The sequence below is a fragment of the Chromobacterium vaccinii genome, assembly GCF_000971335.1.
Classification (GTDB): domain Bacteria; phylum Pseudomonadota; class Gammaproteobacteria; order Burkholderiales; family Chromobacteriaceae; genus Chromobacterium; species Chromobacterium vaccinii.
In genome coordinates this window covers 36854-50750 of record NZ_JZJL01000002.1, presented here as the reverse complement: position 1 = coordinate 50750, position 13897 = coordinate 36854, and the positions used below count along the sequence as shown (strand labels likewise).

General features: G+C 57.1%; 15 protein-coding genes. 8 read left to right on the top strand and 7 right to left on the bottom strand.

The genetic code is table 11. The features are described 5' to 3' along the window. The first annotated feature begins 25 nt into the window (after window positions 1-25). A complete protein-coding gene (locus VL52_RS01175) occupies window positions 26-289 on the top strand; it encodes a helix-turn-helix domain-containing protein (RefSeq protein ID WP_046155361.1) in 264 nt (87 codons plus the stop codon). Between the two features lie 498 nt (window positions 290-787). On the opposite strand, the gene VL52_RS23670 is transcribed toward VL52_RS01175, so the two are convergent. From VL52_RS23670 to VL52_RS01160, 7 genes are all read right to left on the bottom strand, one after another. Beyond that, the gene (locus tag VL52_RS23670) at window positions 788-1243 is read right to left on the bottom strand and encodes a DUF3916 domain-containing protein (protein WP_082113574.1); all 456 of its coding nucleotides are present in this window, start codon (window positions 1241-1243) and stop codon (window positions 788-790) included. A gap of 361 nt (window positions 1244-1604) precedes the next feature. Beyond that, the gene (locus VL52_RS24360) at window positions 1605-1940 is read right to left on the bottom strand and encodes a hypothetical protein (RefSeq protein WP_144410137.1); all 336 of its coding nucleotides are present in this window, start codon (window positions 1938-1940) and stop codon (window positions 1605-1607) included. Window positions 1941-2372: 432 nt separating this feature from the next. Continuing rightward, on the bottom strand, window positions 2373-3008 hold the full coding sequence (locus VL52_RS24355; protein ID WP_144410136.1) for a hypothetical protein: 636 nt from the start codon (window positions 3006-3008) through the stop codon (window positions 2373-2375). Continuing rightward, on the bottom strand, window positions 3009-4046 hold the full coding sequence (locus tag VL52_RS23665; protein ID WP_082113573.1) for a DUF262 domain-containing protein: 1038 nt from the start codon (window positions 4044-4046) through the stop codon (window positions 3009-3011). It lies immediately after the preceding gene. A 91-nt stretch (window positions 4047-4137) separates the two neighbouring features. Beyond that, window positions 4138-5646: a lysine--tRNA ligase gene (lysS, locus tag VL52_RS01170; protein ID WP_046155360.1), complete on the bottom strand. Its 1509-nt coding sequence runs from the start codon at window positions 5644-5646 to the stop codon at window positions 4138-4140. Window positions 5647-5736: 90 nt separating this feature from the next. Further along, window positions 5737-6844 (bottom strand): peptide chain release factor 2 gene (gene prfB / locus VL52_RS01165; RefSeq protein ID WP_104946273.1). Its coding sequence is split into 2 segments (ribosomal slippage): window positions 5737-6759 and window positions 6761-6844, totalling 1107 coding nucleotides; the frame shifts between segments, so codons are not numbered across the junction. Window positions 6845-6956: 112 nt separating this feature from the next. Beyond that, window positions 6957-7937: a malate dehydrogenase gene (locus tag VL52_RS01160; RefSeq protein ID WP_046155359.1), complete on the bottom strand. Its 981-nt coding sequence runs from the start codon at window positions 7935-7937 to the stop codon at window positions 6957-6959. Window positions 7938-8135: 198 nt separating this feature from the next. On the opposite strand from VL52_RS01160, the gene VL52_RS01155 reads away from it, so the two are divergent. The 7 genes from VL52_RS01155 (at window position 8136) to gltA (ending at window position 13889) form a co-directional block, all read left to right on the top strand. Next, window positions 8136-8870 carry a GntR family transcriptional regulator gene (locus VL52_RS01155; RefSeq protein WP_046155358.1) on the top strand — a complete coding sequence of 245 codons (735 nt, stop codon included), beginning with the start codon at window positions 8136-8138 and terminating at the stop codon, window positions 8868-8870. A gap of 217 nt (window positions 8871-9087) precedes the next feature. Continuing rightward, entirely contained in the window at window positions 9088-9465 is a 378-nt protein-coding gene (gene sdhC / locus VL52_RS01150) for a succinate dehydrogenase, cytochrome b556 subunit (protein WP_021478554.1), read from the top strand. Beyond that, window positions 9459-9803, top strand: coding sequence for a succinate dehydrogenase, hydrophobic membrane anchor protein (gene sdhD, locus VL52_RS01145; protein ID WP_046155357.1), 345 nt, complete (start codon window positions 9459-9461; stop codon window positions 9801-9803). The genes sdhC and sdhD overlap by 7 nt, the downstream gene beginning before the upstream one ends. Beyond that, window positions 9803-11578, top strand: coding sequence for a succinate dehydrogenase flavoprotein subunit (sdhA, locus tag VL52_RS01140; RefSeq protein ID WP_046155356.1), 1776 nt, complete (start codon window positions 9803-9805; stop codon window positions 11576-11578). The genes sdhD and sdhA overlap by 1 nt, the downstream gene beginning before the upstream one ends. Window positions 11579-11591: 13 nt before the next feature. After that, complete coding sequence (locus tag VL52_RS01135; protein ID WP_021478551.1) at window positions 11592-12302, top strand: succinate dehydrogenase iron-sulfur subunit; 711 nt, start codon at window positions 11592-11594, stop codon at window positions 12300-12302. Next, window positions 12299-12547, top strand: a complete 249-nt coding sequence (locus VL52_RS01130; RefSeq protein ID WP_021478550.1) for an FAD assembly factor SdhE — start codon at window positions 12299-12301, stop codon at window positions 12545-12547. Before VL52_RS01135 ends, VL52_RS01130 begins: the two co-directional genes overlap by 4 nt. Before the next feature lie 34 nt (window positions 12548-12581). Further along, entirely contained in the window at window positions 12582-13889 is a 1308-nt protein-coding gene (gene gltA, locus VL52_RS01125; protein WP_031296837.1) for a citrate synthase, read from the top strand. Window positions 13890-13897 lie beyond the last annotated feature (8 nt).

The window sequence follows — 13897 nt, the reverse complement described above, 5'->3', positions numbered from 1 at the left end:
TAGCAAGCGCTGATGCTATCGGGGTATGGAAAACACAACGAAACCCCTGACCGCACGCGCGGTTTTCGCCCGCAACCTGCGGATCGCCAGACGCCTGCACGATGTGTCGCAGGAGGCATTGGCTTTGCAGGCGGGGATGAGCAGAACCTATGTGTCAGAGATCGAGCGCGGCGAGCGCAATGTCTCCATCGACAATATGGGCGCATTGGCCGACGCCCTGGGCGTGGCGCTGAGAGACTTGGTGGACCCGGAGATGTTTGGCGGCTTGCTGGACAAGGCGAGCAAGTAGCGGGTGGTTTGCCTGTGATGTGGTTTTTGGAATCCGCTGCGCGGATGATGGTTTGGATTGCCGGGGCTGCCCGGCGGCAGGGAGGGGATATTTGCCTGGCCAAATATCCCCTCCACCCCTAAAGGCCACCCTGCAAGCCTGGCCTGCGGCTTCCCGCCGGTTCCCGTCAGGCCCGAGGCGCGGCTGAACTCTCTGCGTGCGAATCTCTCACAGGGCGAGGCGAAGCCTCGCACGTAGAGATTCGCTCAGCGATGCGCGCTAACGTCGCGGGACTCAAACAGGCAGCCGCTTAAGACCTCGGGCCTGCCACCCGGCGGCAGGCTTGAAGGGAGGGGGGCGCGTTGGAAAGGTCCTGTTTCTTTCCAAACCAAGTGATGAAGTTGCGTTGCCAGCATTAGCTGGTGGCTTGTTCTATCGTTTGTTCACTTCGCCAATGTACCAGTATTCAGAAACGTATGGATTTCCATCGTCATCGATATTGGTACGTAGCACACCTAGCTAAAAGAAACTCTCAGGAATGGATAAGTTCCATTCTTTGGCTAGGCTTCTACCTTGGATTATTTCTTTTTCTCCAAGGTAACTTTCTCCTGCCGATGTATGTAAGTTGAAGTAATTTTCATCCGAGAAGATGCAAAGCTCACTGATGAACATGTCTGGTAAGGCTATTGTGCACGTAACGCGAAAATCAGTTGCTGTTGATGGTTTCGCAAGGAAAATGTGGTGCGCTGCATTGATAAGGTTTTGAGCACATTGGGCTTGTAATTGCCTTTTGGCTTGCTTTCCTTGGACAAGGCTTTCATGCACGGGTATTTTGTAATTCCAATATTTGTCCTGCTTTTTCAGGCCATCAGGAAAGTATCCATGGAATGATTTTTCCCAATTGGATAGCGCTCGTAAACGCCTTGGAATGCCGCGTAGTTTTTTATTGCTGATAGAGATTTGACGAGTAGTCATATTTATAACTTGGCTGATTGTTGTAATGCAATAGGTAGAATCGAACCGACTTGCCCTTATCCCATCAGCGCAAGCCGACTCCGAAGCCCTTTCCAAGGTTTTAAGCCGCCGCCTGTTTGAGCGGGGCGATGTTAGCGCCCCGCGAGTTCGGCGGCGCCTTGGAAAGGGCTTTGGAGGCGGGGTTTCGCAGCGCTGTTGGGTCGTCTTTTCTTTCGTCCATTTCTTTTGGCGAAGCAAAAGAAATGGACCCGTTCAGCCGGGCGGAACCGGCACTGAATCATCTGTCCGCGGAGCGGACGCAAAACCAATCAGCATTGTGTTATAAATATTGGACTTCGCGTGGCTCTGCCCAATGGGCCTGCTAAATAATACGGGGGATGCCGGGCTTCCTGTTCATAGGCTCCTCGTCTTTCGCAATCATTTCTAGCAAGAAGAGAAACTTATTCGCTAAATCAATGTTGTTACGTGCCTCAATATTTATTGAGGTACTATTTTCGATGGCATTTTTCGCTGAAAGTATTGTTGCAATGATCTGTTTTGAAACAATGTATTCGCTTCTAATTTCTACTGCTTTTTGACAAAGATATTGATGGAGCTCATTAAAAGAAGGTAATGAGAATTCTTCTCGAATTAGAAGTCGGTCAACTGAGTCTTTTTTCAGTTGTTCTAGATGTAGGTCGTAATCTGATGGTTTCATGTGGTATGTAAAATAGCCAGGATTATATGGATTGTTTTATGAATGCTTCTGAAAGTAAAACTGACAGTGGGGTAGACTCGAATCGACTTGCCCCTATCCCATCAGCGCAAGCCGATTCCGAAGCCCTTTCCAAGGTTTTAAGCCGCCGCTTGTTTGAGCGGGGCGACGTTAGCGCCCCGCGAGTTCGGCGGCGCCTTGGAAAGGGCTTTGGAGTCGGGGTTTCGCAGCGCTGCTGGGTCGCCTTTTCTTTCATCCATTTCTTTTGGCGAAGCAAAAGAAATGGACCCGTCCAGCCGGGCGGAACCGGCACTTAAATATCTGTCCGCGGAGCGGACACAAAACTAATTTGTATTGCGCGGTAAACGTTGGGCTTCGCCTGGATCAGCCCAACCTACGACCCTAAATTTACGAGTTATTTTTCAGCTATTTATTTTAATGACAAAGCATTTTTGATGCTATGTATAAATCGTCAATTATCTTATGAAATAGTATTGTTCCGTTACTTGTAGGGCTGGCTAGTGCTTCAGTGACAGTTAGATTGCTTGGCATGCTTATTATTAAACATTGATTGGAAACTTTCCTTTGCAAATCTCGATTTCTATGGGCGTAGTAATTTCTAAATATGCGAAGTGTATCATAAGAGTTGGAGCCAGTAGAAAATGTTGCTGAAATATTCGTTAGATTGGAGAAGTTTAATTTTGTTGCTATCTTTATTATTTGATTGCTAATTAGCCAATTAGGTTCATCAAAATCATTCCATGATCCATCAGCTCTAGGTGTTGCATTGGGTTTTATTTGTTTGATTGCGATGCCTAATGCTGTATTAATGTCATTTACGAATCCTGCATTGGTTGTAATTTTATTTTTCCCTAATTTGGCGCCCATAATAGATGATAGGACGTAGGCGCGAAGGAAATTTGCCCAGCTTGAAGATAAGTTTATTAAGCTATGAGAAAATTCTTTTTCATTTCTTGGAGAGGTAACAATAGGATGAACAGATTTTGTGAAGCGCGATATGCTGTATGTAAAATTTTTGTGTAAGACAAAAATTCTTCTGCGCGGAGTCATTTAAATTCTCTGAGTTAGCAATTGAATTAATGCTAATGTTCTAGCTTTTCTTTGCTCTTTGCGGTCAGTTGTCTTGGCTGAATTTTCTATTATGGATTTTATAAGTTGATTGTCAGATTGACTTGACTGTAGCCCTTCGGCAAGTGTACTTAGGTTGAATTTTACTTCTTCGATTGGTAAAATGGCGGAGTCAGTCCAATATTCTAAAAGTCCAACTGGTTTTTTGGTAATAACTATATGGGCAATTAGCATGCAATATAATTGATATTTTTTGAATATTTGAGTTTTCCAGAGTTCAGGCATTCCCGCGAAGAAGTTAATAGCATCTTGGATGGCAAGGTTAATTTCAGAGTTCCCATCAAAATTCTTATCATGTTTTTTGTAAAGCAAGTCAAGCTTCTTTTCTGATGCACTAATGATACCATCTTCGAAACCTAAGCAAAGATCAGCGATAAACTTTGCATCTTCCATACGGGCAAAGGAGGAAGGGCCAAATGTTCCAAAATCTTCAAATAGATTGGAGTACTTGTTGCTTTGCTCCCATATAAACCATTTAAAATCACCTTGATAAGTGGCGTGTCTTTGCTCTTGTGGGTTAAGCGGAACATTGTAGGCATTTATCCTTCTGAACAATTCCCTTATGTTTTCTTCTGTTGCTCCAGTAAAGACGTCAACAGAAACTGTATACTCAAGAAAATTGGCTTTGTCTTCCTCTGGCAAGTTATTGAAATTCATTCCATAAAACTCTCCTTTTGTTGTTATTTTGAATTTTCCTTCATAAAATTCCTTTATTGCACTGCTCCTTTGTTGTCCATCAATAATTTCTTTTGTGGTTCTCCTTTCGTTAGGATTTGTTTTCTGAAATAAAGATATCTTTGGAATTGGGTATCCATTTAGAATGGAGTCAATTAAAAAAGACTTTGCAGAAATTGGCCATATTTGATTTGATCGTTGATAACTTTTGTTGACAATAATGGAGGAGCTATTCATTTGATCGCAATATTCTGCAATCGTGAAGCCAGATGTATTTACGCGCATTTTTTATCCAAGTGATAAGTGATTACTGCAAAAAAAGCCGCCCACCTTGCAGTGAGCGGCTTTCTCATCAGCCCAGTGTCTGGACTAAATCTTACTCCGGACGCATATGCGGGAACAAGATCACATCCCGGATAGACGGCGCATCCGTCAACAACATCACCAAACGGTCGATGCCGATGCCACACCCGCCGGTCGGCGGCAGGCCGTATTCCATCGCGCGGATGTAGTCGGCGTCGTAGTGCATCGCCTCGTCGTCGCCGGCATCCTTCTGGGCGACTTGGGCCTGGAAGCGCGCAGCCTGGTCTTCCGGATCGTTCAACTCCGAGTAGCCGTTGGCGTGCTCGCGGCCCACGATGAACAGCTCGAAGCGCTCGGTCAGGCCCGGCTGCGTGTCGGAGCCGCGCGCCAGCGGGGACACTTCCACCGGGTAGTCGATGATGAAGGTCGGGTTCCACAGCAGCGATTCCGCGCACTCCTCGAACAGCGCCAGCTGCAGGCTGCCCAGACCCGGCGCCGGGGGCAGCTTGCCGCCCAGGCGCTTGATTTCGCTGGCCACCCAGGCGGAATCGGACAGCTGAGCGTCGGTGTATTGCGGGTTGTAGTGCTTGATCGCTTCCACGATGGTGAAGCGGTCGAACGGCTTGCCCAGATCCACTTCCTTGCCTTGGTAGGTCACGGTGGTGGCGCCGCAGGAAACCAGCGCGCACTCGCGGATGATGGTTTCGGTCATCTCCATCATGCGCTGGTAGTCGCTATACGCTTCGTAGAACTCGATCATGGTGAACTCGGGGTTGTGGCGCGTGCTCATCCCCTCGTTGCGGAAGTTGCGGTTGATCTCGAACACGCGTTCCAGGCCGCCCACCACCAGGCGCTTCAGGTACAGCTCCGGGGCGATGCGCAGGTAGAGCGGCATGTCCAGGGCGTTGTGGTGAGTGGTGAACGGTTTGGCCGACGCGCCGCCCGGAATCGGGTGCATCATCGGGGTTTCCACTTCCAGGTAGCCTTCGCTCACCATCACGTCGCGCACTTTCTGCACGATCTTGGAGCGCTTGATGAAGGTGTCGCGGCTTTCCTCGCTCATGATGAGGTCGGCGTAGCGCTGGCGGTACTTGGTTTCCTGATCGCTGATGCCGTGGAATTTTTCCGGCAGCGGACGGATGTTCTTGGACAGCATGCGAACTTCGGTCGCCTGCACTGTCAGTTCGCCGGTCTTGGTCTTGAACAGCACGCCCTTGACGGCGATGATGTCGCCCAGGTCCCAGCGCTTGAAGTCGGCGTAGACGTCTTCGCCCACATTGTCGCGGGAGATGAAGGCCTGGATGCGGCCGCTGCTGTCCTGCAGGGTGGCGAAGCTGGCTTTGCCCATCACACGTTTAAGCATCATGCGGCCGGCGACGGCGACTTCGATTTTCTCGGCTTCCAGCGCTTCCGCTTCTTTGGCGGCGTGGTCGTCCTGCAGCGGTTTGGCGAAGTGGCTGCGTTTGAAGTCGTTGGGGTAGGCGATGCCTTTTTCGCGGATCGCTTTCAGTTTCAGGCGGCGTTCCGCCATGATCTGGTTTTCGTCTTGGCTTTGCGCCTGTGCTTGTTCGTGATCAGACATGATGACTCCGTGCCGGGTAGGGTTCCTTCGGCAATTAACTAAAACTACAACGCGAAGGCCGGCCCCGCGGAGGGGCCGGCCCGATATGGCTTAGACGCCGTGCTTGAGGCTGGCTTCGATGAAGCCGTCCAGGTCGCCGTCCATGACGCCCTTGATGTTGCCCACTTCGTAGCTGGTGCGCAAATCCTTGATGCGGGACTGGTCGAACACGTAGGAGCGGATCTGGTGGCCCCAGCCCACGTCGGTCTTGGTGTCTTCCAGCGCCTGCTTGGCTTCGTTGCGCTTCTTCAGCTCCAGCTCGTACAGCTTGGCGCGCAGCATCTGCCAGGCCTCGTCGCGGTTGCGATGCTGGGAACGGTCGTTCTGGCACTGCACCACGATATTGGTCGGGATGTGGGTCAGACGCACGGCGGAGTCGGTCTTGTTGATGTGCTGACCGCCGGCGCCGGAGGCGCGGTAGGTGTCGGTGCGCACGTCCGCCGGGTTGATGTCGATCTCGAAGCTGTCGTCCACTTCCGGATACACGAACACCGACGAGAACGAGGTGTGGCGGCGGGCGTTGGAGTCGAACGGCGACACGCGCACCAGGCGGTGCACGCCGACTTCGGTGCGCAGCAGGCCGTAGGCGTATTCGCCCTCGATCTTCAGCGTGGCGCTGGTGACGCCGGCCACTTCGCCTTCGGACAGTTCCAGCACGTCCACCTTGAAGCCCTTGCGTTCGGCGTAGCGGGTGTACATGCGCAGCAGCATGCCGGCCCAGTCCTGGGCTTCGGTGCCGCCGGCGCCGGCCTGGATGTCGATGAAGCAGTTGGTGGGGTCCATCGGGTCGTGGAACATGCGGCGGAATTCCATCTTCGCCACTTTCTCTTCCACTTCTTCCAGATCGGCCTGCACCGCGAGGATGGTGTCGTCGTCTTCCTCGCTCTTGCCCATGTCGAACAGTTCGCGGCTGTCGCCGATGGTGGCGTTGATGCTGTCCAGCACCAGCACCACGTCTTCCAGCTGTTTGCGCTCGCGGCCCAGATCCTGCGCCTTTTTGGGGTCGTTCCAGATATCCGGGTCTTCGGTCAGGCGGCTGACTTCTTCCAGACGGTCTTTTTTACCGTCGTAGTCAAAGATACCCCCGAATGTCGGCGGCGCGGGCGGCCAGGTCTTCGATTTTGGCCGCGATTTGGTTCAAAACTTCAACTTCGATCATGCTTTCGCTCCAAATGGCAGTCTGTATTAGTAAATTCAAATGTATTTTCGCGGTTTGACCAAAGACAAAAAGCGCACCGTTTGGTGCGCTTCTCTTCGGTCAGGCCGGAAAATCAGCCAAACAGGTGAGCGATGGCTGCGCGCTCTTCTTCCAGCTCGGCCAGGGTCAGGTCCATCCGCTCGCGGCTGAACGCGTCGATCTCCAGGCCTTCTACACGTTTGTATTCGCCATTTTCGCATACAACCGGTACGCCGTACATCACGCCTTCCGGGATGCCGTAGGAGCCGTCGGACGGAATGCCCATGGTCACCCACTTGCCGTTGCTGCCCAGCACCCAGTCGTGGATGTGGTCGATGGCGGCGTTGGCGGCGGAGGCGGCGGAGGACAGGCCGCGCGCTTCGATGATGGCGGCGCCGCGCTTGCCCACGGTGGGCAGGAACACGTCGCGGTTCCACACGTCGTCGTTGATCAGGGTCTTGACCGATTGGCCATCGATGGTGGCGAAGCGGTAGTCGGCGTACATGGTCGGCGAGTGGTTGCCCCACACTGCCAGCTTCTCGATCGCGGCCACCGGTTTGCCGGTCTTGGCGGCGATTTGCGACAGCGCGCGATTGTGGTCAAGACGCAACATGGCGGTGAAGTTTTTCGGATCCAGATCCGGAGCCGACTTCATCGCGATCCAGGCGTTGGTGTTGGCCGGGTTGCCCACCACCAGCACCTTGACGTCGCGGGCGGCGTGGTCGTTCAGCGCCTTGCCCTGCACGGTGAAGATGGCGCCGTTGGCTTCCAGCAGGTCCTTGCGCTCCATGCCCTTGCTGCGCGGGCGGGCGCCGACCAGCAGGGCGACTTTCACATCCTTGAAGGCCACGTTCGGGTCGTCGGTGGCTACCATGCCGGCCAACAGCGGGAAGGCGCAGTCTTCCAGCTCCATCATCACGCCCTTCAGCGCGGTTTGAGCCTGCGGCAGGTCCAGCAGGTGAAGAATGACCGGTTGATCCTTGCCCAGCATTTCACCACTGGCAATGCGGAACAGCAGGCTGTAGCCGATCTGGCCGGCAGCGCCGGTAACGGCAACGCGAACGGGGGCTTTCATTGGCGGACTCTCCTTTGATGTATCCGATAATGAGCTGCAGATGATGCTCTGCAGTATAGATGTGGCCTGGAGTGTATCACGGCTGTTTATCGATTTGGGTTATCTGTCAAGAATATGTCGTTAAACAACCGTTTAAGTCTTGTATCTTATATAAGACTTATCTTTACGCTGGAATTGTTTGGTGTTAAAACACAGACCATGACAGCCAATACGCTGAAAAGACAGCCGCTTTATGCGCAGGTCAAACAGCTGCTGATGCAGCGCATGAGTGGCGGCGAATGGCAGGCGCACGACGCGCTGCCCAGCGAATGGGAGCTGGCCGACGAGCTTGGCGCGAGCCAGGGCACGATAAGGAAGGCGCTGTCGGAGCTGGTGGATGCGGGCTTGCTGTACCGCCAGCAGGGCAGGGGCACTTATGCGGCGCCGGTGCCGGGCGATTGGGGCGAGGCCTCGTTGCTGACGCCGGGCCTGTTTTTCGAGCGGCCGGACGAACTGGTCAGGGAATTTCTCGGCATGTCCCGGCTGAACGCCAGCGAGGACATCGCCGAGGCTTTGCAATTGCGGCGTCTTGCGCCTTTATTGAGAATTCGCCAGCTGTGGCGCTGGCATGGCGCGCCGGTGGCGCTGGACGACGCGCTGCTGCCGGCGGAAACGTTCGACGGAATGGACGCGCGCTGGCTGCGCAATTCGGCCGGCGTGTACGCCACGCTGCAGCAGCGCTTCGGCGTGCGGGTGAGGGTGATGTGCGAGCAGTTCCGCGCCGAGATGCTGCCGCGCGAGGAGGCGGGGCTTCTGGGCGTGACCGGCATGGTGGCCGACGTGCCGGCCCTGTGCCTGCTGCGGCTGTCGGCGGACATGGACGGCCGCCCGCTGGAGTGGCGGCAGCGCTACTGCCTGACGCACCAGCTGGCTTATACAGTGAAACACGGCTGAACGCCGCTGTCCTTGACGCAGATTAAGCGGAGAGCGGCCAGCGGGATAGACCAACTTTTGTTAGAATCCCCGGCGCATATTGCAAATGAATTACGCAATATGCCAGGTAAAGGCGGATACCGCTCCCAGTAAAAAGGACGGGTCCGCCAGGCGCTTCGCTCGCGGTGGGCGGGCGTCATGTAAACCACTTGGTCACAAAACATCCAAGGAAAGCCTTATGCAGAAGCAAAGACCGAAGCATCTGGACTTGGCCAGGATCAGACTGCCCGTTCCGGGTTTCGTCTCCATCCTGCACCGGGTCAGTGGTGTGGCGTTGTTCTTTTCCCTCCCGCTGTTGATCTATCTGCTGCACGGTTCGCTCAGCTCCGCCGAATCGTTCGACACCTACAAGGCGGTAGTCTCCCACCCGCTGATGAAGCTGGTCTTGCTGGGCCTGATCTGGGCCTACCTGCATCACTTCTGCGCAGGCATCCGTTTCCTGTTTCTCGACATTCACAAAGGTCTCGAACTCGAGACCGCCCGCGCCACCGCCAAGACCGTGCTGGTCGTCAGCCTGGTGCTGACCGTGGTCCTGGGAGGTATCGCTCTATGGTAAACCGTCACGTCGTCGGCGCCGGCTATGGCCTGCGCGATTGGATCATGCAGCGCGTCACCGCCGTGGTGATGGTGCTTTACACCGTGGCCCTGGCGTTGTTCATGCTGGCGCTGCCGTCCGGCTATGAAGGCTGGAAGTCTTTGTTCAGCCACGCCTGGGTCCAGCTGTTCACCCAGGTGACCTTGTTGGCGCTGTTCCTGCACGTATGGGTGGGCATCCGCGACGTGTGGATGGACTACGTGAAGCCGGTGGGCATCCGCCTGGCGCTGCACGTGTTCACCATCGTCTGGCTGGTTTCCTGTTTCATCTATTCCGTTAAAGTGGTCTGGGGGCTGTAATGGGCGTAGCTGTTCGTCATTTTGATGCGGTAGTCGTGGGCGCCGGCGGCGCCGGCATGCGAGCCGCGCTGCAACTGTCGGAAGCTGGTCTGAAGACCGCCGTGCTGTCCAAGGTGTTCCCGACCCGTTCCCATACCGTAGCCGCCCAGGGCGGCGTGTCCGCCTCGCTCGGCAACTCCGAGCCGGACAACTGGCACTGGCACATGTACGACACCGTCAAGGGTTCGGACTGGCTGGGCGACCAGGACGCCATCGAATTCATGTGCCGCGAGGCGCCGAAGGTGGTGGTCGAGCTGGAACACTTCGGCATGCCGTTTGACCGCAACCCGGACGGCACCATCTACCAGCGTCCGTTCGGCGGCCACATGTCCGACTTCGGCGAAGGCAAGCCGGTCCGCCGCGCCTGCGCCGCCGCCGACCGCACCGGTCACGCGATGCTGCACGCGCTGTACCAGCGCAATGTGCGCGCCAACACCCACTTCTTCGTGGAGTGGATGGCGCTGGACCTGATCCGCGATGCCGAAGGCCGCGTGCAGGGCGTTGTCGCCATGGAAATGGAAACCTCGGAAATCGTGGTGTTCCAGGCCAAGGCCACCCTGTTCGCCACTGGCGGCGCCGGCCGCATCTTCGCCTCGTCCACCAATGCCTTCATCAATACCGGCGACGGCCTGGGCATGGCCGCCCGCGCCGGCATCCCGCTGGAAGACATGGAGTTCTGGCAGTTCCACCCGACCGGCGTGGCCGGCGCGGGCGTGCTGATCACCGAAGGCGTGCGCGGCGAAGGCGGCATTCTGCGCAACAGCTCCGGCGAGCGTTTCATGGAGCGCTACGCGCCGAACGCCAAGGACCTGGCCTCGCGCGACGTGGTGTCGCGCGCGATGGTGTCCGAGATCAACGAAGGCCGCGGCTGCGGCCCGAACAAGGATCACGTGCTGCTGGACATCACCCACCTCGACCCCGAGGTGATCATGTCCAAGCTGCCGGGCATCCGCGAGATCTCGATCAAGTTCGCCGGCGTGGACCCGATCAAGGCCCCGATCCCGGTGGTGCCGACCTGCCACTACCAGATGGGCGGCATCCCCACCAATTACCACGGCGAAGTGGTGATCGACGGCCAGCCGGTGCATGGCTTCTACGCCGCCGGCGAAGTGGCGTGCGCGTCGGTGCACGGCGCCAACCGCCTGGGCACCAACTCGCTGCTGGACCTGCTGGTCTTCGGCAAGAGCTCGGCCAACTCGATCATCGAGTTCGTCAAGCAGCAGCCGGAAGACCTGCCGCAGCTGGCGATGGCCGATGTCGAGCGCTCGGTCGCCCGCGTCGCCCGCCTGGACAATCAGACCAATGGCGTGCAGGTGCACGACGCCCGCGCCGAGATGCAGCGCGTGATGCAGGCCCACTGCGGCGTGTTCCGTTTCAAGGACATGCTGGCCGAGGGCGTGGAGAAGATCCTGGAAGTGGCCGGCATGGTGGCCAAGACCGAGATCGGAGACAAGTCCAAGGTGTTCAACACCGCCCGCATCGAAGCGCTGGAGCTGGAGAACCTGATCGAGGTGGCCAAGGCCACCATGGTTTCGGCCAACGCCCGCACCGAAAGCCGCGGCGCCCACGTGCGCGACGACGCGCCGGACACGCCGGAAACGCCGAACGGCCGCGACGACACCAACTGGCTGAAGCACACGCTGTGGTTCCGCGAAGGCAACCGCCTGCAGTACAAGCCGGTGAACATGAAGCCGCTGACCGTGGACACGATCAAGTTGAAGGCCCGCTCCTACTAAGGGTTGAACAGAAATGACTACCGAAAACGTCAAATTCCGCATCTACCGCTACGACCCGGACAAGGATGCCAAGCCGTACATGCAGGACATCAGCGTGGACATGGACGCCACCGAGCACAAGCTGCTGGACGCGCTGGTCAAGCTGAAGACCAAGGACGACACGTTGTCCTTCCGCCGCTCCTGTCGCGAAGGCGTCTGCGGCTCGGACGCGATGAACATCAACGGCAAGAACGGTCTGGCCTGCCTGACCGACTTCCGCACGCTGAAGCAGCCGATCGAGCTGCGTCCGCTGCCGGGCCTGCCGGTGGTGCGCGACCTGATCGTGGACATGGCGCAGTTCTTCAAGCAGTACCACTCGATCAAGCCGTACGTGATCAACGACACGCCGCCGCCGGAGCGCGAGCGCCGCCAGTCGCCGGAAGACCGCAAGGAGCTGGACGGCTTGTACGAGTGCATCCTGTGCGCGTGCTGCTCCACGTCCTGCCCGTCGTTCTGGTGGAACCCGGACAAATTCGTCGGTCCGGCCGGCCTCTTGGCCGCCTACCGCTTCATCGCGGATACCCGCGACGAAGCCACCAACGAGCGTCTGGACAACCTGGAAGACCCGTACCGCCTGTTCCGCTGCCACAGCATCATGAACTGCGTCGACGTGTGTCCGAAGGGCCTGAACCCGACCCGCGCGATCGGCAAGATCAAGGACCTGATGGTCAAGCGTGCGGTATGACGGCTTACGATCCGATCGAACTGAAACGGATCCGCTGGCGGTCGCGGCGGGGCCTGCTGGAACTGGATCTGGTGCTGGAGAAATTCTTCGCCGGCCCGTTCGACCAACTGGCGCCCGCCCAGATCGACGCGTACCGGCAGCTGCTGGATCTGCCGGATACTGATTTTCTGGATGTCGTCAACGGCAAGGCCGATCTCGACGATCCGGAATTGATGGACATCGTGGCGATCCTGCGATCGCTGTGATGGCCTAGCCCCAAACCATTACAACAACGAAATAATGACTGGGAGTATTGCTGTGGAAACTAATCGCAAAGTCACGCTCAGCTACAACGAGGGTAAGGAAACCCTGGACCTGCCGGTCCTGGGGGGCTCGCTGGGTCCGGATGTCGTCGACATCCGCGCCTTTGGCAAAACCGGCATGTTCACGTTCGACCCGGGTTTCCTGGCCACGGCCAGCTGCGAATCCAAGATCACCTTCATCGATGGCGATCTGGGCCACCTGTACTACCGCGGCTACCCGATCGAGCAACTGGCCGAGAAGAGCGACTATCTGGAAGTGTGCTATCTGCTGCTGAACGGCGAACTGCCGACCGCGGCCCAGCGCAAGGATTTCGAACGCGGCGTCATGCGCCACAACATGCTGCATGACCAGCTGATGAGCCTGTTCAAGGGCTTCCGCCGCGACGCGCATCCGATGGCCGTGATGGTCGGCGTGGTGGGCGCGCTGTCCGCCTTCTACCACGACTCGCTGGACATCTCCAATCCGGAGCACCGCCGCATTTCCGCGCACCGCCTGGTGGCCAAGCTGCCGACCATCGCCGCGCAAGCTTACCGCTACAACAAGGGCCTGCCGTTCTCCTACCCGAAAAACGGCCTGACCTACGCGGAAAACTTCCTGCACATGATGTTCTCCACCCCGTGCGAAGAGTACAAGGTGAACCCGGTTCTGGCGCGCGCGCTGGACCGCATCTTCACCCTGCACGCCGACCACGAGCAGAACGCCTCCACTTCCACCGTGCGTCTGGCCGGCTCTTCCGGCGCCAACCCGTTCGCGTGTATCGCCGCCGGCATCGCCTGCCTGTGGGGCCCGTCCCACGGCGGCGCCAACGAAGCCGTGCTGAAGATGCTGGACGAGATCGGCTCGGTGGACAATGTCGCCGACTTCATGCAGGGCGTGAAGGACAAGCGCTACAAGCTGATGGGCTTCGGCCACCGCGTGTACAAGAACATGGACCCGCGCGCCGCCATCATGAAGCAGACCTGCGACGAGGTGCTGAACGAGCTGGGCCTGCACAACGATCCGAAGTTCAAGCTGTCGATGGAGCTGGAAAAGATCGCGCTGTCCGATCCGTACTTCATCGAGCGCAAGCTGTACCCGAACGTGGACTTCTACTCCGGCATCGTGCTGTCAGCGATCGGCATCCCGGTTTCCATGTTCACCCCGATCTTCGCGCTGGCCCGCACCGTGGGCTGGATCGCGCACTGGAACGAGATGATCGGCGATCCGGGCATGAAGATCGGCCGTCCGCGCCAGCTGTACACCGGCGCCGCGCGCCGCGACGTCGTGGAAGTCGCCAAGCGCTGATGTGAAAG